This is a genomic window from Microbacterium sp. RU1D, assembly GCF_900156435.1.
Taxonomy (GTDB): Bacteria; Actinomycetota; Actinomycetes; order Actinomycetales; family Microbacteriaceae; genus Microbacterium.
Genome location: NZ_FTPQ01000001.1, coordinates 937,091 through 957,519, shown reverse-complemented (window position 1 = coordinate 957,519; position 20,429 = coordinate 937,091). Strand labels below are relative to the sequence as shown.

Below are 20,429 nucleotides of genomic sequence, written 5' to 3'. Positions count from 1 at the left end.
CCGGCTCCGATCACTCGGTGGAGCGGCCGGTCTCGTTCTGCAGGCGGTCGATCTGCTCCGACGCCTCGGCCTTGGTGAGGTCGGCGGGGATCTCCTCGCCCGCCTCGCGGGCCAGGGTGTCGAGGTAGCTGCGCTGGGGAGCGGTCATCGGCTCGTCGCCGGTGACCCAGTCCGACGGGTCCTTCTCGGCGGGGTTGCTGTCGCCCTCGCGCACGGCGCCGAGGGTCTCTTCTTCGCGGGAGGTATCGCTCATTCCGGCAGGTTAAGCGCTGCGGGCCCGCCGACCCCCGGGATTGACAGCCCGCCCAGGCGGGTACGGCATCCTTGATCGATGCCCGTAGATCCACGCCCCACCGACGTCCAGGTCGAGACGTACCAGGGCGACTCCGCCCGCACCCGCGTCACCCGGATGTCGACCGGGGCCGGGACGGGGCGTTCATTCGTCCTCATCGCGGGCATCGGGGTCGCCGCGACCTACTTCGAGTTCCTCGCGCCGCTGCTGGCCCAGGAGGGAGAGGTGTACGCCCTCGATCTGCCGGGGTTCGGAGGCGTCCCGGCGTCGGGCGAGGCGCCGACCCCCGGATTCTTCGCCGATCAGGTCGAGGGGGTCCTCGACCACTACGGGCTCGATGACCCGATCCTCGTCGGTCACTCGATGGGAACCCAGGTGGTCACGGAGGTGCTCGCCCGTCGGCTCACGCTGTCGCACGCCGTGTTGGTGAGCCCTGTCGTCGACGAGGCCGAGGCGAACGCGCTGCTACAGGCGGTGCGCTTCGTGCAGTCGACCGTGCGCGAGTCGCTGCACATCGCCCTGCTCGCCGTGTCGGCCTACCTGCTGTGCGGGGTGCTGTACTTCTTCGAGACGCTGCCGCACATGCTGCGCTATCGCATCTCCGACCGCATCGGCGCCGGTCGCGCACGCCTGCTCCTGCTGCGCGGCGAGTTCGACCGCCCCTCCCCGCGCCGCCTGCATTCGCGCCTCGCGCACCGCGCGGACCACGCACGGCAGTGGGAGATCCGGGGTGCGGCGCACTGCGTCGTCAACAGCCACGCCGTGGGTGTGGCCCAGCTCGTCCTCCGCCACGTCGCTGACGAGCTGCCGATGAAGGGACGGATGCCGGCGGAGGATGCCGCCGTCCCCCCGGCGCGGCGCGCCGACGTGAGCATGGTGCTCGGTGCGATGGCCAGCCGTCTCGCCGAATGGGTGAGCGCCGCGCGCAAGGACGAAGGCGGTGTCGAGAAGGCCAAGGCCCGGCACGCGCGCCTGCTGTGGGACGCGTACCGCCCCGGCCGCTGAGGCGTACCCCGACGCCTGCGAACGAGCAACCCCCGTGGGCGGCTGAGGGCCTGGACGCACCATGGAATGGTGCTGACTCGCCCCTGCACGGTGTGCCCATGACCGTTCCCCCGGCCCTCGACCCCCGGAGGTGGTGGGCCGACGCCGTCACCGCCGACCGCCTGCTGCTGGCGGCGAAGACGGCCGTAGCCGCCGCCCTCGCGTGGTATCTCGCGCCGTTCGTGCCCTTCGCTCAGAGCGAGTACTCGTACTACGCGCCGCTCGGCGTGCTCGTGAGCATGTACCCCACCGTCGCCCGGTCGGCCTCCAGCGGCGTGCAGGCGGTGGTGGGCCTCGCGCTCGGCATCGGGTTGGGCCTCGGCGCGCTCGCCGTGGTGGGCACGGGCCTCCCCCGCATCGTCGCCGTGGCCATCGTCATCCTGGTCGGCGTGCTCCTGGCCGGGGTACGCGCGCTCGGTGTCGGCCGCGACTGGGTGGCCGTCGCGGCCCTGTTCGTCCTCCTGCTCGGCGGGGCGGACCCCGATGGATACTCGTCGTCGTACCTCATGACGATGGCGTTCGGCGTCCTGGTGGGCGTCGTGGTGAACCTCGTCATCGTGCCTCCGCTGCGCGTGCAGCGCGCCGACGATCGCCTGACGCGGCTACGCGACGCGCTGGGCGCGGCCCTGGACCGCATGTCCGACGCACTGGCCGGTCACGCCTTCGATCCCGCGGCCGCAGACGCCGCGACGGAGGGGCTCACGGCGACGTTGGCCGACGTGCGGGAGGAAGTCGACCTGGCAGACGAGAGCCGCCGGTACAACCCCCGCGGACGCCGTCTCCAGGCACCTCGCGACCTCGACCGGCGACGTCTCGACGCTCTGACCGGCACCGCCGACGCGACTCGCGAGCTCGTCGCCGCCCTCACCCGGCTCACGACGGGGCCCGACACCGAAACCCGCCTCCCCGACGACGCGCGACGCACCCTCGCCGCGGCCGTCCGCGCGGTGTCGCGCCTGGTGACCACGCCGCCCGAGCCCGAGGGCACCGCCGCGCAGCTCCAAGAGGCCGAAACCGCACTCACCGCGTACACCCAGCGCCTGCGAGGGCTCGACGCCGACGACGAGCCGCTCGACGGGTGGGAAGCCGCCGTGGCGCTGCGCCGGGTGATCGCGGCGTGCGGGCCGTTCTCCGACCCGGATGCCGACACCGGCGCACGCTGAGGTACAGCGACGACGCCCCGCCCCGCCGCTCAGACCGCCGCGGAGCTGGTCACCGAGCGATGCAGGCCGCGTCGAGCGCCCGTTCGAGGGCCACCGCGGTCGCTCGTCGGGAAGCCGCCGGCACCGCCGCGAGGAACCCGCCGACGAACGTGTCGCCCAGGCCGATCGTGGTGGGGTGCGGGGTGTCGACGACGTGGGCGGCGACGCCGACCGCCGGCAGGCCCGCCGCGGGCAGTCGTTCCTGCGCCGCCGCGACGACCGCCTCGCCGCCACTGTGCCGTGGCAGTCGGGCCGTGTCGTCGAGATCGGCCGCTGTGCAGGCGTCGCCGAGACGGTACCGCGTCGCCGCCGTGCGGACAGCGCTCTCCACCCCCGCCCGGTGCGCCGCGGCCCGGGGGCCCACCGCGATCGCCCAGTACTTCGTGTGCACCACGAGCGCGCGTGCCGGGATGAGCGCGTGCGCCTCCGCGAGCGCGGCCACCACGTCGTCGGGGTCGAGGAGGTCGACATCGCGGTCCAGGTACTCCTGCAGCTCGTCCTCGTTCATGCCGTACACATCGATGCGCTCGAGCAGACGCGCGCGCACGATCGCCGAGAGGTCGCGGTGGTAGAACCCCGCGTCCTCGTAGTAGACGAGGGCCTCCGCGGGAAGACGCTGCATCGCCGCGACGAGGTCGTCGAGGCGACGCGCGAGCAGGTCGGCATCCTGCATCGTGTTGAACCCCGACACCAGGAACGCCGCGGCATCCGCGAGGGCCTCGCCCAGGTCGGCCGCGATCGCCATCTCGCGGTTGGGGGCGTCGTTGGCGAAGATGAGGCGGTTGGACGAGGGGGCCGTCACCTCCGCGTCGACCAGGCGGACGGTCGTCCCCTCGGGGTACTGCACGATGAGGTGCGGATCGAGCGTGTCGTGCGTCGCGGACGACACCACGCGCATCGAGCGCGGGAGCAGGCGCCGCACGTTGTCGTCGATGCTCACCAGATGCTGCACGGTGGGGACCCCGATGCGGTCCAGGGCGATCCCCGCCCGTACGCCCGTTCCGCCGAGGGTGATCTCCGTGGAGAAATGACCCGCGAAGCGCTCGACGATCTCCGACGACAGGACGAAGCGCTCGCCTCCCCCGCCCGTGGCGAGGAAGGCGAGCACCGTCACGACGAGCGCGCGCTCGTCGATGATCGGCGTCGTGGTGGTCAGCTCGTCGCGGTGGATGCCGTACCCCTGCGCGAGGGCCGACAGCACCTCGGCATCCCACCGGATCTCGTAGTCGACGGTGCCGCCGAGTCCGAGGACGAGGTCTTCCCCCATGTCGCCGTTTCCCGTCCGCTCAGTACAGGTCGGCCTTGCCGGCGGCGCCGAACAGGTCGATCTTCTCGGCCGCCGTCACCTTCATCGCCGCGATCGGCTCGGGCTGGATGGCGTTGGGCTCACGCAGGCGCCGGTCGGTGCCGAGCACCTCGCGCATGCGGTCGTGGTACGCGACCTTGATGTCGCTCGAGATGTTGATCTTGTTGATGCCGAGCGACACGGCACGGGCGAGCTCGGCATCCGGGTTGCTGGACCCGCCGTGCAGCACGAGAGGGATGCCGACGGCCGCCTTGATCTGCTCGAGCAGGTCGTGGCGCAGCTCCGGGTTCTTGTCGGAGGGGTAGAGCCCGTGCGAGGTGCCGATGGCGATCGCGAGGCTGTCGACACCCGTCTGCTCGACGAAGCGCACGGCGTCGTCGACGTTGGTGTAGATGATCTCTGCGGCACCCGACTCACCGTAGCTGTCGTTCGCGCCGATGGTGCCGAGCTCACCCTCGACCTGCACGCCGACCGCGTGCGCCGCCTCGACGACCTTGCGGGTGAGCGCGACGTTCTGCTCGAACGGCTCGAGCGAGGCGTCGATCATGACCGAGGTGAATCCGGCCTGGATCGCGGTGATGATCTGCTCGTAGGTGCCGCCGTGGTCCCAGTGGATGGCCACGGGAACGCTCGACCGGTGCGCGCGGGCGTGCATGGCGGGGATGAGGTCGGTCGTGATGTGCGAGACCTCGTCGGGGTGGATGGCGATGATGACCGGAGCGTTCTTCTCCTCGCTGATGTCCATGATCCCGGTGAACATCGCCCAATCGCTGATGTTGAAGGCCGGGATGGCGAAGCTGTGGGCGTTCGCCACGTCGAGGATGGACTTGCCGGTGTAGAGCACGGATTTCTCCTTGTTCGGGGGTGGGTAGGCGGGATCAGCTCTTCACCGAGCCGGCCGTGAGGCCGCTGATGAAGAAGCGTTGGAAGAAGAGGAAGAGCACCAGCACTGGGATCGAGCCGAGGATGCTCATCGCCATGATCTGGTTCCACTCGTAGGAGTGCTGGCCCATGAGCAGCTGGATGCCGATCGGCACCGTGCGCATGTCGATCGTGCGCGTGAGGGTGAGGGCGAAGAGGAACTCGTTCCACGCGATCATGAAGGTGTAGATGCCGACCGACACGATCCCGGGGATGGAGATCGGCACGAGCACGCGCCACAGGGCCGTGAAGGAGCCGGCGCCGTCGACGCGGACGGCCTCGTCGAGCTCCTTCGGCAGGGTGTTGAAGTACCCGGTCATCATGATGATCGCGTACGGCAGCGTGAACACCATGTAGGTGAAGATGAGCCCGGGGTAGGTGTTGTACAGGCCCAGCCCGACCATGAGTCCGAAGTACGGGATGAGCAGGGTGATCGGCGGCACCGCCTGAACGCTCACGATGATGACGTTGACGATGCGCTTGCCCCGGAACTCGAAGCGGCTGAAGGCGTACGCGGCCTGGATGGCGACGAGCAGCGTCAGGATCGTCACCGCTCCCGCCACGACGTAGCTGTTGATGAAGAACCGCACGGTCTCGGGGTTGGTGAAGATCGACACGTAGGCGTCGAACGAGAAGGTGTCGGTGATCAGCCGCGGCGGCAGTTCGAAGATCTGCGTGTTCGACTTGAACGAGCTCGACAGCATCCACAGCACGGGGCCGGCGGCGAAGACGGCGCCCAGGATCAGACCGACCATGACGGCGGTCTTGGCGATGCGTCGCCGGGCGACGGTGCTCGACGGACGCTGACGCGGGCGCGCCGGTGCGGTCGTGGCGCGGGGGCGCGCGGGGGTGGTCAGGGCCATGTCAGTCCCTCGCCTTCTGGTGGCGGACGTAGAGCACCGCGACGATCATCGACATCGCCAGCACCAGCACCGCCGAGGTGGATGCCATGGAGAAGTCGTACTTGGCGAATGCGAGCTTGTAGGTGAAGGTGCTGAGCATCTCGGTGACGTCGATCGGACCGCCTCCCGTGGTCAGCCAGATGAGGGCGAACTGCTGCGAGGTCCAGATGAGGTCGAGCAGCACGAGGCTGACGATGATCGGACGCAGCTGCGGGATGGTGACGTTCCAGAAGCGCTGGGCGGGACTGGCGCCGTCGACGGTCGCCGCCTCGTACAGGTCGCTCGGGATGCCCTGGAGACCGGCGAGCAGGCTGACCATGAAGAACGGGTAGCCGGCCCAGATGTTGATGAAGGTGACCGTGCCCAGCGCCAACTGCGGTGAGGCGAGCCACTCGATGTTCGTGTTGAGCAGGAAGTTGACGATGCCGTTGGGGGCGAGCAGCATCCGCCAGAGCACCGCGATGACGGCGACGGTGAACAGCCACGGCAGCACGTACAGGCCGCGGAAGATCGCCCGGGGGACGGCGCCGATGAGGCGGAAGTTGAGCAGCATCGCGAACGACAACCCCAGCACGAGGTGGGCGGCGACGCTGGTGAGCGTGAAGAAAAGGGTGTTGCCCGTCGCCTTCCAGAAGCCCGGGTCGGTCAGGATCGCGACGTAGTTGTCGGCGCCGACGACCTCGGGGCTCTTGTTCAGGATGACGTTGTCCTGGAACGAATAGCCGATCACCATGACGATCGGCACGATCATCAGGACGAACAGCAGGATCAGCGTGGGCGAGAGGAAAACGTAGGCCTCGCCGGCCTTGCGGAGCTGCCGGGTGCGGCGCGAGACCGGTCGTCCGGTGACGATGACCTCGGTGTCGGGGGGAGTCAGGGTGCGCATTGTCATGGTGTGCGGCTTTCGATGAGCGGGATGCCGCACCACCCGCGACGGCGGTGCGGCATCCCGGATCGGGGTCGGATCAGAACTCCGACGTCCATTCGTCCTGCGTCTTCTTCAGCGCGTCGCTCATGGACTGCTGGCCGTCGAGCGCGGACTGGAACTGCTCGCCGAACTGGCGCATGAGCTCCTCGGCGACGGGGAGACCGGTGAACTCGTTCGCCGGGTAGCCCTCCTTGTAGATGTCGAACGCCGTCTTGAACAGCTCGTCGTCCTCCACGAAGGTGGGGACGCTCTCGGTGTTGCCGGGGAAGGCCTTCGCCATGGTCGACAGTTCGCTGTTGACGTCCGTGCTCATCAGGAACTGCACGAGCTTGAAGGCGGCATCCTTGTGCTCGGAGTTCTCGGCGACGCCGATGCCCCACGAGGCGTAGGGGATGCCGCGCTCGCCCGAGAAGCCGTCCTCGGCGGGGATCGCCGAGATCGAGAACTTCAGATCGGGGTTGGACTCGCGGATGAGGTTGATGTGCGCGAGCGAGTCGATCATCATGCCGACGCGGCCGTTGGTGAACTCCTCGACCTTGTCCTGCTCCTTCATGGTGAAGGATCCCGGAGCGATGACGCCGTCATCCCACAGCTGCTGGATGTAGTCGGTCGCCGACGACACGTCGGAGTTGGTGAGGTCGGGCTGGCCGTCTTTCAGCATCGAGCCGCCGGAGGCCCAGACCCACGACATGACGTCGTTCTGCACGCCGTTGGGGGCCTCGAGCGAGAGCGGGAGCACCCAGCCGGAGACGTCGCCGCCGAGGGCCTTGATCTTCTTCGCCGCGTCGGCGAATTCGGTGCGCGTCGACGGCGGGGCCGAGACTCCCGCCTCCGAGAGCAGACCGTCGTTGGTGAACATCGGGTAGACGAAGTTCACGACCGGAATCATGTAGGTGCTGCCGTCGACCTGGATCTGGCTGGCGAGCTGGCTGTCGTCGTAGCCGGAGTCGCTCATGAGCTGCGACAGGTCGGCGATGACGCCCTGCTTGGCGAAGTCGCTCACCCACGCGCCGTCGAGACCGACGACGTCGGGCATGGTGCCGGAGGCGGCGCCGGCGAAGAGCTGCTCCTTGGTCGAGGCGTAGGGGCCGCTCACCAGGTCGACCTTGATGCCGGGGTTCTCCTGCTCGAACTGGTCCATGAGACCGCGGAACTGGCCGTCGCCGAGCTCCGGCTCCCACCACTGCGCGAACTCGATCGTGACGTCGCCGTCGGCCGAGGTGGCCGAGGTGTTCGACGAGCACCCCGCCATGGCCAGGAGAGTCGTGGCCGCTGCCGCGACTCCGACGAGCTTGATGGCGTTCCGACGCCGGCGCCCGCTGTTGTCCATCGTTTCTCCTCGTTGAGATCTGCTGCATTTCGCGCTGTTCTGCGCGTTATTGCGTCTTTGAGCACGAGTATGCGCCGGTTCACGAGGCGGGTCAAGCGACTGATGCACATTCGTGACAATTGCGGCAGAGAAACGCGCTCAGTTCCCGCACAGACGGGCACATGTCCGCGTTTATGTGCTGTTTTGTCACGGATTCCGCCACAGTTCCTGCCGCACTGTGCTAGACACGACCGCATGGACGCACCCACAGCCACGACGAAGCGGCGACTGCCGGCCGGGCGGAAAGCCGAGCTGGCGGCCTACGTCGCTGATTCCGGGCAGGTGACCGTAGTCGACCTCGCCTCGCACTTCGGCGTCTCGATCGACACCGTGCGCCGCGACCTCGACCAGCTCGATCGCGAGGGCATCGTCGTGCGCACGCACGGTGGAGCGGTCAGCGCCATGTCGGTCCCGGGTCGGGATCGCGGGCTCGACGTGCGCTCGCAGATGCAGATCGCCGAGAAGGAGCGGATCGCGGCCCTCGCCGTCGAGCTCATCGAAGACGGATCCGTGCTGATGCTGAACGCCGGCACCACGACGCTCGCCGTGGCCCGCGCTCTGCGCAACCACCGCGACCTGACGATCGCGACGAACAACCTGCGCATCCCCGCGGAGATCTCGCCGTCCGCGTTCCGCGACCTGTTCATCTTCGGCGGGGCGGTCCGCACGATCACGCAGGCGACGACGGGGCCCGTCACGCTCGCGATGAACTCGCACTCCCCCGACGTCGACATCCGCTGCGACTACGCGCTCATCGCGGTCGGCGCCGTCGACGGCTCCGGCTTCTCCACGAGCAACCTCGGCGACGCCACGATGATGACCGAGATGATCCAGAAGGCCGACCGCACGGCGATTCTCGCCGACTCGTCCAAGCTCGACCGGCGCCTCTTCGCCCAGATCGCGCCGCTCGAGAAGGCCGACTACCTCATCACCGACGCACCGCCGTCCGCGGAACTCGCCGCGGCCCTCGCCGAGGCCGGGGTGACGGTTCTGACGCCCTGAGCATGAGCACCGTCGGCGCGCGCCGCCCACGTGCCGCTCGCGGCCGCGTCATGTCCGGGCCGTGACACGACGACGGCGGGGCCCCGTTTGATGAATGCCATCGGTCCGGAGCCCCGCCGGGTTTCGGCGATCAGCCCAGGGTCACTCGGTGATGAGAAAGAGGCCGTGGAAGCCGAACTTGTTGTGCTGGGAGGCGCGGAGTTTGGTGACCGGTCGGACGGGGGTCACGTAGCCGGCGGTGGAGGTGGTGCCGATGTTCTTCAGGAACGTCTCCCCCCATGCCGCGACGCGGTTGTCCGCCAGCAACGCGAATCCCGACGTGATCGAACCGCTGATCTGGGTGGCGGTGGTGATGTTCTTCACCTGCACCGGCACGTTGCGATCGGTCGTGGTGCCGTCGCCGAGCTGACCGGCGCCGTTCTCACCCCACGCCCACACCGTCCCGTCGGACTTCAACGCATACCCGCTGGCCCAGCCGAAGTCCGATCCCGGGCCACCGGAGACCTGGGTCACACCCGTCAGACCGGGAATCTGCACCGGCGTCGAGCGCGCGGTGGTCGTGCCATCGCACAACTGACCCTTGTCGTTGTTGCCCCAGGCCCACACGGTCCCATCGCTCTTCAACGCCAGACCGCCACCGCCGAAGCCCGATCCGAGCTGCACCACGTCGCTCAGCCCCGCGACCGTCGCCGCTGAACCCCGCGGGTTGCCATCGGCATCACCGCGCTGGAACGCCCACCCGGCACCCCACGACTTCACCGTGCCATCCGACATCAGCGCGAACACCGCGCGCAGCGACGTCGACGCCAGCTGCGTGGCACCCGGCAGCGACTTCACCTTCTGCGGCGACGGCCACTGCGTCCCCCACCTCGACGAATCCTCCTGCCCCAACTGCGCGTTCACACCATCGCCCCACGCCCACACGTCACCGTTCGCCGTCAACGCATGCGAGGCCCCCATGGTCGTGGTGATCGAGATCACATTCGACAGCCCCGGCACGATCCCCCACACATACCGATCCGTCTTCGTCCCATCACCCAGGGAACCCTCACCGTTCGAACCCGTCGACCACACCGTCCCATCCGCCAGCAACGCCAACGCATGCGTCCCCGCCCCACTGATCTCCACCACCGGCGACGGGAACTTCAACGACGTCTGCAGCAGCTCCGCCTGATCATTACCCGACGAACCGATACCCAACTGCCCCGTGTAATTCGACGAACCCACCAACAGATTCGCCCCCACCACGGCGACCGAGTCCGACGCCTGTGACGCCTGGTCAGCGGCCGTGACCGTGACCGACGCACCCGGAGTGGTCCAGACATCGGGCGTCACGGTGGTCTGGAAGGAACCGCTCGAGTCGGTCGTGCCGCTGGTGGCCCCGAGCGTGGCGATGCGGTTGGTCGCGAGCGTCACAGCGGCCCCGGCGACGCCGACGGAACCGCCGGAGACTTTCGCGTTCACGGTCGCGGGCGACCCGGCCGTCACCGTCGACTCCACGATGTCGACGGTGAGGGTGGACTGGCCCGTGATGAGGTAGAGCCCGTGGAAGCCGTTGACGTTGTGCTGGGATGCGCGGATCTTGGTCACAGGGCGGCTGGGGGTGAGGAATCCAGGAGTCGAGGTGTTATCGATCCCGGCGAAGAAGGTCTGCCCCCAGGCGGCGACGCGTCCGTCGTTGAGAAGCGCGAACGCGGCCCCAATGGATCCGGCGATCTCCTTCACGCCCGTCAAATTCTTCACCTGCACCGGCGATCGACGTTCGATGGTCGTCCCATCTCCCAACTGCCCGATCTCGTTCGAGCCCCACGCCCATACGGTTCCGTCATTCTTGAGGGCGTAACCGCTGTAGTGGTTCCAATCGGTGCCCGGGCCCGCGGAAAGCTGAGTGATACCCGTCAGACCGGGAATCTGTTGCGGCGTCTTGCCGGGGTTGGTCGTCCCGTCGCACAGCTGCCCGTTCGCATTGTTCCCCCATGCCCAGACCGTGCCGTCCTTCTTCAGCACCAGCCCACCGTCGAAACCAGAAGCCATCGACACCACGTCCGTCAGACCAGGAATCGGGGCGGGCGTCCCCCGAGTGACCGTAGTGCCGTCACCCAGGTGATAGTTGTACCCGTCGCCCCACGACCAAACGGTTCCATCCGCCTTCAACGCGAACATCGCACGCCCGGTGATACTGGCGATCTGCGTGACACCCGAGATCCCCGCCACCTTCTGCGGACGCGGAGTGATCGTCGACCACTTCGACGAGTCCGCCTGACCCAGCTGACCCGCCTCTCCCTTGCCCCACGACCACACCTCTCCCGCTGACGTCAACGCATGGCATCCCTCGATGGTCGTCGCCACGCCCACCACCCCGGACAAACCAGGAACGATCCCCCAGACGCTCCGATCCGTCGTCGTACCGTCGCCCAGCGCGCCGACGTTGTTCCACCCCGTCGTCCACGCCGTCCCATCCGCAAGAACCGCGATCGCAAACGCCCCCGACGAACTCACCTCGACAACCGGCGACGGAAACACTCGCGAGGTCTGGATGAGGGCATTCTGATCATTACCCGACGAACCGATACCCAACTGCCCCGTGTAATTGGACGAACCGACCAACAGATTCGCCCCCAACACGGTTGCCGTGCCGGACTCGGAGAGGTTGTTCGACAGGGCCGTCACGGTGGTGGTCGACCCGGGCTGCGCCCAGGGTCGGCCCAGGTCGAGGGTCTTGGTGACCTTGCCGGAGCCATCGGTCGTCCCCGTGGCGCTGCTCGTTCCGAGCGTCAGCGAGATCGGCTGGCCCGCGGCGGGGACGCCCGCCTGAGTGGTGAGCACACCGGTGACGTCGGTGCCCCCGGAGGCGAGGGCCGTCGTCACCGGCAGGAGGCTGAGCTTGTAGCGCGTGTTCGAGGCGGCGAAGGCGGGGACCGACGTCATCGCGACGATCGCGGGGGTCGCCCACAGCGCGCTGCCGACGATGGCGCGGCGCGACAGCCCGGCGGGCGTGGAGGAGGACTCGGAGGGCGTCTCGGTCTCAGTCATGAATGGCTCCTTTTCTCGGGGCACGCACGAGCGCGCCTCGGCCATCCTTCGCAGCACGATGAGCCGCGACGGCCCGGCCGGCGCATCCTGCACCTTCGACGTCGGATCGTGTCCTGCAAGCGATGCGAAGGGTGAAAATCGCGCCCCCGCGTCGGCCCGTCATCGACCAGGACGGGAACCCCGCAAGTGGGCATGTAAGCATGCTCGCCAGGAACGGAGGCCGACATGGACCAGGAACCCGCCGCGAGGGCGGCCGTCGCCGCGCCGACAGCGGTTTCGTTCGGACCGACGGTCTGTGGCGGCCCGGTGAGCGGGCGCGCCCCCGCCTCGCCGGAGCGCGGGGCGTCGATCGCGATCGAGAAACAGTTCGCGGGGGTGACGATCCGCGCTGTACGACAGGACGAGATGACGGTGCGGGACACGTCGGGAGGAACGGATGCCGCGACGGGGTCGCTCTGGCTGGTGCAGCGCGGGAGCGGAACGGTTCGGAGCACAACCGACACCGACTTCCGGGCGGGCGATGCCATCGTCGTCCCTCCGGCCACATCGGTGGCGGTGACCGCCGTGTCCCCGCTGGAGATGCTCCACCTCCTCTTCCGCGGGAAGGCCCGATGGTGGCCGACGTCCGTCCGCGTATCCGGACCGACCGCCTCCTCGGTCATCGCCTTCGCCCTGGCCTCGAGCGTGTGGACGGGGACGCCGTCGCCCACGCATCTCGAGGTCGGCCACCTTCGCAGCGCCCTCGAGATCGTCGCGCTGTCGACCGTCATGGCCGCTGCCGGTACACCGCGCACGGACCCCCTGGTCGGCCGAGCCGACGCCGTGATCGCCGAGAACGCACACGACCCCGACTTCACCGTCGAAACGCTCGCGCGGCGACTGTCGGTGAGCAGGCGTCATCTGACGCGCGTCCTCTCCGAGGCGGGTCGTTCACCGGCCCACCGGATCCGGGACGTGCGCGTCGCCCGCGCGAAAGCCGCGTGGGCGGCGCACGGCGACGAACTGTTCCGCGACGATCTGCTCGCCCGATGGTTCGGATTCCGCTCCGCGCGGGCACTGCGCGAGAACCTGTCCCGCGTCGACACCCTCGACCGCTGACAAGCCGCGGACACCGCGGGCGCGCCGCCACGACCGGGCCGAGGTCGACGCGGCAGCGGCGTCAGGGTCGCGCCGCGCACCACTCGCGCATCGCGTACCGTGGTCGGACACCACCGAAAGGCCCCGCCGTGCCCCGGCCGACCCAGCCCAAGCTCTCGCGCGACGCGATCGCCCGCGCGGCCCTCGCCCTCGTCGACCGCGACGGCAGCGAGGGTGCGAGCATCCGCCGCGTCGCCGACCGCCTGAAGGTGCACCCCACGTCGCTGTACAACCACGTGCCGAATCTCTCTGCCCTCATCGAGGATGTGCGCGCGCTCGTGTCGTCGCGCATCGACTCGTCATTCCTGCGCGAGCGGGAGTGGGAGGAGGGCCTGCTGCTCTGGGCGCGCTCTTACCGCGACGCCTTCGGCCGGCATCCGCGGACGATCCCGCTGCTGATGTCGCACCGCTCGTCGGCGCCCCTGCTGATGTCGCAGTACGAGGACTTCGCCGTCGCCGCCGAGCGCGTCGGCTGGACCAGCGACGACATCCTGCCGCTGCTGACGGCGTTCGAGTCGTTCATCCTCGGCAGCGTGCTCGACATGAGCGGGCCGTCGGTGATGTTCGACCCCTCGGGGCAGGAGGAGCAGGTGCCGCGTTTCGCCGCCGCCTACGCCACCCTTTCGCGACACGACCCGATGGACCCGGTCGCCACGCGCGCGTTCGAACTCGGACTCGCCCTGCTCATCGCGGGCGCTCGGCCCGGCGCCGAGTGAGGGGCGACCCTCACATGCGGGCGTAACGGGCGCGGGCGAAGCAGAACAGGCCGTAGACGACGAGACCGGCGCCGACGAGCCAGAGCACCACCTGGCCGAAGGGGAGACCGGCGAGGGAACGCAGCGCCGCGTCGAGTCCGCCCGCGGCGTTCGGATCGTGGGCGAAGGCCGCGACGAGGAACAGAATCCCGGCGACACCGACCGCGATGCCCTTGGCGATGTACCCGACCATGCCGAAGGTGCGGATACCCCGGCCGATCTGGCCGCCCGGGCTCGACAGGTTCTTCATGAACGCCTTCGTCACACCGCGCACCACGAAGGCGACGCCGATCGCCGCGACGGCGAGACCGATCACCACGAGCACCACGAGACCGCCGGGCGACGCCATCAGCTGCGCACTCAGCGTGCGGGACTGTTCGCCCGAGTCCGAGCGCCCGCCCAGGAGGACGGTCAGGGCGGTGACGCCGATCGCCCCGTAGGCGACGGCCGTGCCGACGTACTTGGCGCGGTGCGCCCATCGCTTCTTCGTGTCGGGGTCGCGCTCCGCGACGGCATCCGCGATCTGCCAGACGGCGAGCGCGGCGAGACCGATCACGATGACCCAGAGCAGCAGCATCCCCGCGGGGGCCGCCGCCACCTGCTGGACGGCTCCACTCTGATCCGCGTTCTCCGCGCCGCCGCCGGTCGCGATCGAGATAGCGATGCCGCCGATCAACAGGTGCAGCAGCCCCAAGACGACGTAGCCGATCCGCGCGGCGACACGGAAGGCGGTCGAGTCCTGCGCCTTGTCGGCCGCGGCGGATGCAGAAGCGGAAGCGGAAGTCATCCGAGCACGCTAGCGCTCAGGACTCGTCCGCAGCCACCCGTTGCGCGCGGCGCACCCGCCACACTTCGACCAGCGCCCAGACGAGGGTCGACACGGCGACGCCCTCGAGGAAGCCGGCCACGACGTCGGAGAGCCAGTGCGCGTGCAGGTAGGTGCGGCTCCACATCATCAGCAGCACCCAGACGACGCCCGCGACCCAGATCCATCCGCGTCGGAGGATGAGCGCCAGGGTGATCGCGATGGTCGTGGCCACCGCCGTGTGGCCGGAGGGGAACGAGGTCGCCTGCGTCTCGGCCAGGGAGTCGGTGGGCCGCGCCCGCGCGATGACGGCCGCGAGAGGAGCGCCGATCAGCACCACCAGGGCGATGGCCCCCGCCACGTTCAGGGCGTCCCACGCGCGCTTGACGAGCAGGAAGACGATGGTCGTCGAGATGCCGATGATGATCATGCCGATGGTGCCGCCCACGGTGGCCGGGATCCAGGCGACGATCACGACGACGGGGTTCGCGAGGGAGGCCATCGCGTCGTCCCACCACTGGTCGAACGCGAGGGGCGCTCCCCCGTCGAGCTCGACCGCGAGGCGCAACGCGACGAACAGCACGGTCGCCACGACGCCCACGATCAACGCGACGGGGCGACGCGCGTCGGTCCGCGGGCGGTCGGGCAGGAGTGCGGGTTCGTCGGTGGTGGCATCCATCCTCGAATCGTGCCAGTACGGCGCCCGCGGGAGGTAGCTCTTGCCGAGCGGGGACGGGACACTCCTCTCGAAGAAATCCCCTCTCGAACTCGCAAAACAAACGGTGTAGGTTTTCTGCCATGACCACCGAGGCCTTCACCGTCGTCGAAGCCGACGTCGACCGGCTGCGCGCCGCCCTCGACACCGGCCGCGTCACGAGCGTCGAGCTCGTCGCCCGTTACCTCAACCGCATCGCCGCGTACGACCGGTCGGGCATCCGGCTGAACAGCGTCCCGGTGCTCGACCCGCGCGCGTTCGACGCCGCCCGCGCGAGCGACCGGCGCCGCGCCCGCGGCGAAGGGATCGGCCCCCTCGACGGCATCCCGTTCACCGCGAAGGACAGCTACCGCGTCGAGGGCCTGCCGGTGGCATCCGGCTCCCCCGCCTTCGCCGAGGTCATCGCGGGCGACGACGCCTTCGCCGTGGCGCGTCTGCGCGAGGCCGGAGCGGTGGTCCTGGGGCTGACGAACATGCCGCCGATGGCCGCGGGCGGCATGCAACGCGGGGTGTACGGCCGCGCCGAGTCCCCCTACAACGGCGAGTATCTGGCATCCGCTTTCGGATCGGGCTCGTCCAACGGCTCCGGCACCGCCACTGCGGCGAGCTTCTGCGCCTTCGGGCTCGGCGAGGAGACGTGGTCGTCGGGTCGCGCTCCCGCCTCGCACAACGCCCTCGTCGCGTACACGCCATCGCGCGGGGTCGTCTCGGTGCGCGGCAACTGGCCCCTCGTGCCCACGATGGACGTCGTCGTGCCCCACACCCGCACGATCGGCGACCTGCAGCACGTGCTGGATGCCGTGGTCGCCGACGACCCGCAGACCGGGGGCGATCTGTGGCGTACGCAGCCGTGGATTCCGCTCCCCCGCCCGTCTGAGGTGCGCCCCGACTCCTTCGCCCGGCTGGAGCCCCTGCCGCTCGCGGGCCTGCGCCTCGCGGTGCCCCGTATCTACGTCAACGGCGACCCCGACAACGCCTCGCCGATCGTCACGCGCGAGAGCGTGATGCGGCTCTGGCGCGGTCTGCGGGCCGACCTCGAGGCCGCGGGAGCGGAGGTCGTCGAGACGGACTTCCCCGTCGTCGACCGGTACGAGAAGCTGCACGACGGCGACGAGGACTTCCTCGACCGCGGGTTCGTGACGCGGCGGTTCCTCGACGACGAGGTCGGCGATCTCGCGGTGTGGGCCATGGACACGTTTTTGCGCACGAACGGCGACCCGGCGCTGCGCCGGCTGTCCGACGCCGACCCCGCGCTGATCTTCCCCCACCCGCCGGGGGCGCTTGCCGACCGCTACGGCATCTGGCACTACGACATCTCCTACGACATCGGGGAGTACGTGGCCCGCGCCGCGGAGTGGGAGCCCGACTGGCGCGACGTCGCGAGCCTCGAAGACGGCCTTCGCGGCCTCGAGCACACCCGCCGGGTCGACTACGAGGAGTGGCTCGCCGCAGAGGGCCTCGACGCCGTGATCTTCCCCACGCAGTCCGACGTCGGCCCCGCGGACGCCGACGCGAACCCCGCCTCGGCCGACATCGCCTGGCGCAACGGCGTGTGGGTCTCCAACGGCAACCTCGTGCCCCGCCACCTCGGCATCCCGACCGTCACCGTGCCGATGGGGACCATGGACGACACCGGGATGCCGGTGGGCCTGACCATCGCCGGACCCGCGTACAGCGACACCCGGCTCGTGCAGCTGGGGGCGGCGATCGCCGGCCTCGGCGAGCGCCGCACCGCTCCGCGCCGCACGCCTGCGCTGCCCGACGAGGAGCTCTTCGCCGCTCCCCGACCGGCGGCCGAGGGCGAGCTCGCGGTCGTCGTCGACGAGGTCGGCCGAGAGGGCGATCTCGTGCGGTTCCGCGCGACGGTGCGCGGCGGTACGGCCGTCGAGCACGCGGTGTTCGTCGACGGCGCGCGCGTCGACGTCGACGTCGTGGGCGACCGCATCGAGGGTGTGGTCCAGGTCGCACCCGACGCGTACGGTGAGCCCGTGAGCGCGTGGGTCGCCCCGTACGGCCCGCTCGTCGTCGTGGCCGTGCGCGACGCCGGTGGAGCCGTCGCCGGCGCCGTCGGCACGGCATCCGACTCTCCCCTGTGACGCCCGCATCACCCGAGGAACAGCCCATGACCGAAACAGCACCCGTCCCGGTGTTCGACTACTTCCGCCAGGTCGACCTGCCCACCCCGACGCTCCCCGACGACGAGGTGCGCACCCTCTTCGCCGAGACGTTCGGCGTCGAGATCGACGTGCAGGCGCTCGGGAGCCAGCAGGACCAGAACTTCCGTGTCTTCCGGCGCGGATCGACCGAGCCCCTCGGCGTGCTCAAGCTCAGCAACCCCGTCTTCAGCGAGGCCGAGATCGACATGCAGGATGCCGCCGCGGCCCGGGTGGCCGAGCACAGCCCGCACGTGCGCATCCCACGTCTCGTCGACGGCCCGCACGGGCCGATGTCGACGTGGTGGGACTCGAGCCAGGGCCGCATCCACGCGCGCGTGATCCAGAACATCGCCGGGCGCACCCTCACGGGTTCGGACTACCTCTCCCCCGCGGTCGTCGAGGGTCTCGGCGCCCTGTCGGGTGCGGTGAGCCTCGCGCTGGCCGACTTCACCCACCCCGCCAGCGGCCGCGTGCTGCAATGGGACCTCCGGCACGCCGCGCGCGTGATCGACACCCTCCTCCCCCTCGAACCGGATGCCGAGGTGCGCGGCGTCGTGCAGCGCACCGCCGACGCGGCACGCGCGGCGCTGGCACCGGTCGCCGATGCCCTGCCCGTGCAGGCCGGGCACTTCGACGTGACCGACGACAACGTGCTGCGCGCCCCCGGCGCGATGGTGCCCGACGCCGTGATCGACTTCGGCGACGTCTGCGCATCGTGGCGCGTCGGCGAGATCGCCGTCACCGTCTCCTCCGTCCTGCACCACGACGGCGCGACGCCCGAGAGCGCGTTCCCGGCGATCCGGGCCTTCGACCGGCTGCGCGACCTCACCGACGACGAGATCACGGCGCTCTGGCCCCTCATCGTCCTCCGCGGGGCCGTGCTCGTGCTGAGCGGACGCGCCCAGGTGCGCCTCGACGACGCGAACGACTACGCCTCGGGGGCGCTGGAGCGCGAGTTCCGCATCCTCGAGCGGGCGGCGTCCGTGCCCCTCCCCGTCCTCACGGCAGCGACACGGGCCGCCCTCGGCCGCACGCGGCGGAGCGCGCCCGGATGGGCCGGGACGCCGCTGCTACCGCCCGGGCGGCACGTCGAACTCGACGCCTCGACGGAGTCGCCGCTCAACGACGCCGGGGCCTGGCTCGACGCCGCGACCCTCGACGACGCGGCTCTCGCCGCGCTCGACGCGGGCGCCGAGGTCGTGACCGTGCCCGCCTGGCGCGCGCGCCTCACCGGCACGACCGACCCGCTCCCCTCCACCCCCGAGACCGTGCCCAGCGACGTGCTGGTGTGGCTCGCCCGGCCGCAGCCCTTCGACGGCGACACCCGTGTCGACGGCGACGCGCTCGCGGTGACGGTGGATGCCGAGATCCTGACGATCAGCGGAGTCGCCGCCGATGCGGCATCCGGAACACTCCCCGCGCGCACGCGGGTCTCGGTGCGGCGGACGCTCGACGGACTCGTGCCGCCGTCGCGCACCACGCGCGCCCTCGCCGACGCGTGGCGCGAGGTCGCCGGAGACCCCGGCGAAGCCCTGGGCCTGCCCGCACCCGCGCCCGCGCGCGACGACTCCCTCGAGCGACGCCACGAGGTGCTCGCCGAGGTGCAGGAGCACTACTACGCCACTCCCCCGCGGATCGAACGCGGCTGGCGCGAGCTGCTCGTCGACGTCGACGGACGCGTCTACCTCGACATGGTCAACAACGTCGCCTCGGTCGGCCACGCGCACCCGCACATCGTCGACGCGGGGGCGCGGCAGATGCACCTGCTGAACACGAACTCGCGCTTCCACTATCGCGCGATCGCCGACTTCGCCGACCGGATCGCGGCGACCCTGCCCGACGGCTTCGACACCGTGTTCTTCGTCAACTCCGGTTCCGAGGCGACCGACCTCGCGATCCGCCTCGCGATGGCCGCGACCGGACGCGCCGACATCGTCGCGATGCGCGAGGCGTACCACGGGTGGACGTACGCGAGCGATGCGGTGTCGACCTCGATCGCCGACAACCCCTTCGCCCTCGAGACGCGGCCGGAGTGGGTGCACACGGTCGATGCGGCGAACTCCTACCGCGGCAAGCACCGGGGCCCGGATGCCGTGAACTACGCCCCCGAAGCCGTCGCCGTGATCGACGGACTCGCGGCATCCGGCCGGGCCCCCGCGGGCATGATCGCCGAGACGTACTTCGGCAACGCCGGCGGCGTGGCCCTCCCGGACGGGTATCTGCGCGAGGTGTACGCGGCGATCCGTCGTCACGGCGGGCTCGCCATCGCCGACGAGGTGCAGGTGGGCTACGGCCGCCTCGGCGAGTGGTTCTGGGGCTTCCAGCAGCAGGATGCCGTGCCCGACATCGTCGCTGTTGCCAAGTCCATCGGCGGCGGGCACCCGCTGGGCGCGGTCATCACGCGCCGCGAGATCGCCGACCGCTACCGTACGCAGGGCTACTTCTTCTCCTCCACGGGCGGATCGCCGGTGTCGTCGGCGATCGGGATGGCCGTGCTCGACGTCATCGAGCAGGAGGGGCTGCAGGAGAACGCCCGGGTCGTCGGCGGACACCTCAAGCGCCGCCTCGAGGAACTCGGCGAGCGCCACGATCTCGTCGGTGCCGTGCACGGCTCGGGACTGTACCTGGGGCTCGAGTTCGTCCGCGACCGCGAGACGCTCGAACCCGCCACGGCCGAGACCGCCGCGATCTGCGACCGCCTGCTCGCGCTCGGGGTCATCATGCAGCCGACCGGCGACTTCCAGAACGTGCTGAAGATCAAGCCGCCGCTGGTGGTGACGAGGGCCTCGGTCGACGTCTTCGTCGACGCGCTGGACCGCGTGCTCACGACCGGCTTCTGATCCCGCCCCGACATCCCCGCCG

Annotated in this window: 15 protein-coding genes and 1 pseudogene; 7 read left to right on the top strand and 9 right to left on the bottom strand. The window is 70.0% G+C overall.

Translation table 11 applies throughout. The features are described from left to right. Positions 1–10: 10 nt before the first annotated feature. On the bottom strand, positions 11–253 hold the full coding sequence (locus B0B15_RS04305; RefSeq protein WP_076673546.1) for a DUF3072 domain-containing protein: 243 nt from the start codon (positions 251–253) through the stop codon (positions 11–13). 78 nt (positions 254–331) lie between these two features. On the opposite strand from B0B15_RS04305, the gene B0B15_RS04300 reads away from it, so the two are divergent. Both B0B15_RS04300 and B0B15_RS04295 read left to right on the top strand, forming a co-directional pair. Then, complete coding sequence (locus tag B0B15_RS04300) at positions 332–1,297, top strand: alpha/beta fold hydrolase (RefSeq protein ID WP_076673544.1); 966 nt, start codon at positions 332–334, stop codon at positions 1,295–1,297. Between the two features lie 98 nt (positions 1,298–1,395). After that, a complete protein-coding gene (locus B0B15_RS04295) occupies positions 1,396–2,499 on the top strand; it encodes an FUSC family protein (protein WP_076673542.1) in 1,104 nt (367 codons plus the stop codon). A 49-nt stretch (positions 2,500–2,548) separates the two neighbouring features. Here B0B15_RS04295 and B0B15_RS04290 read toward each other — a convergent pair whose 3' ends face one another. From B0B15_RS04290 to B0B15_RS04270, 5 genes are all read right to left on the bottom strand, one after another. Beyond that, a complete protein-coding gene (locus tag B0B15_RS04290) occupies positions 2,549–3,805 on the bottom strand; it encodes an ADP-dependent glucokinase/phosphofructokinase (protein WP_076673540.1) in 1,257 nt (418 codons plus the stop codon). A 19-nt stretch (positions 3,806–3,824) separates the two neighbouring features. Beyond that, positions 3,825–4,688, bottom strand: a complete 864-nt coding sequence (locus B0B15_RS04285) for a ketose-bisphosphate aldolase (protein ID WP_076673539.1) — start codon at positions 4,686–4,688, stop codon at positions 3,825–3,827. A 34-nt stretch (positions 4,689–4,722) separates the two neighbouring features. Beyond that, a complete protein-coding gene (locus B0B15_RS04280; RefSeq protein ID WP_256334169.1) occupies positions 4,723–5,628 on the bottom strand; it encodes a carbohydrate ABC transporter permease in 906 nt (301 codons plus the stop codon). 1 nt (position 5,629) lies between these two features. Then, the gene (locus tag B0B15_RS04275) at positions 5,630–6,559 is read right to left on the bottom strand and encodes a carbohydrate ABC transporter permease (RefSeq protein WP_076673537.1); all 930 of its coding nucleotides are present in this window, start codon (positions 6,557–6,559) and stop codon (positions 5,630–5,632) included. 73 nt (positions 6,560–6,632) lie between these two features. Continuing rightward, positions 6,633–7,925: an ABC transporter substrate-binding protein gene (locus B0B15_RS04270; protein ID WP_076673536.1), complete on the bottom strand. Its 1,293-nt coding sequence runs from the start codon at positions 7,923–7,925 to the stop codon at positions 6,633–6,635. A gap of 234 nt (positions 7,926–8,159) precedes the next feature. Between B0B15_RS04270 and B0B15_RS04265 the strand changes: the two genes are divergently transcribed. Further along, positions 8,160–8,966 carry a DeoR/GlpR family DNA-binding transcription regulator gene (locus B0B15_RS04265; RefSeq protein WP_076673534.1) on the top strand — a complete coding sequence of 269 codons (807 nt, stop codon included), beginning with the start codon at positions 8,160–8,162 and terminating at the stop codon, positions 8,964–8,966. A gap of 141 nt (positions 8,967–9,107) precedes the next feature. Here the strand turns inward: B0B15_RS04265 and B0B15_RS04260 are convergent, their stop codons facing one another. Beyond that, entirely contained in the window at positions 9,108–11,999 is a 2,892-nt protein-coding gene (locus tag B0B15_RS04260; protein WP_076673532.1) for an RCC1 domain-containing protein, read from the bottom strand. Positions 12,000–12,374: 375 nt separating this feature from the next. Between B0B15_RS04260 and B0B15_RS16435 the strand changes: the two genes are divergently transcribed. Beyond that, positions 12,375–13,097, top strand: a complete 723-nt coding sequence (locus tag B0B15_RS16435) for a helix-turn-helix domain-containing protein (protein ID WP_176776561.1) — start codon at positions 12,375–12,377, stop codon at positions 13,095–13,097. A 128-nt stretch (positions 13,098–13,225) separates the two neighbouring features. After that, positions 13,226–13,852, top strand: coding sequence for a TetR/AcrR family transcriptional regulator (locus tag B0B15_RS16430; RefSeq protein WP_076673529.1), 627 nt, complete (start codon positions 13,226–13,228; stop codon positions 13,850–13,852). 10 nt (positions 13,853–13,862) lie between these two features. Here B0B15_RS16430 and B0B15_RS04245 read toward each other — a convergent pair whose 3' ends face one another. Beyond that, positions 13,863–14,678, bottom strand: coding sequence for a DUF1206 domain-containing protein (locus B0B15_RS04245; RefSeq protein ID WP_076673527.1), 816 nt, complete (start codon positions 14,676–14,678; stop codon positions 13,863–13,865). A gap of 16 nt (positions 14,679–14,694) precedes the next feature. Continuing rightward, positions 14,695–15,375 carry a phosphatase PAP2 family protein gene (locus tag B0B15_RS04240; protein ID WP_076673526.1) on the bottom strand — a complete coding sequence of 227 codons (681 nt, stop codon included), beginning with the start codon at positions 15,373–15,375 and terminating at the stop codon, positions 14,695–14,697. A gap of 119 nt (positions 15,376–15,494) precedes the next feature. Here B0B15_RS04240 and B0B15_RS04235 point away from each other — a divergent pair. Together B0B15_RS04235 and B0B15_RS04230 are read left to right on the top strand one after the other, a co-directional pair. Beyond that, positions 15,495–17,168 (top strand): annotated as a pseudogene (locus B0B15_RS04235) (amidase); the annotation flags it as partial. A 365-nt stretch (positions 17,169–17,533) separates the two neighbouring features. Then, positions 17,534–20,407 carry an aminotransferase gene (locus tag B0B15_RS04230; RefSeq protein ID WP_076673522.1) on the top strand — a complete coding sequence of 958 codons (2,874 nt, stop codon included), beginning with the start codon at positions 17,534–17,536 and terminating at the stop codon, positions 20,405–20,407. The last annotated feature ends 22 nt before the right edge of the window (positions 20,408–20,429 follow it).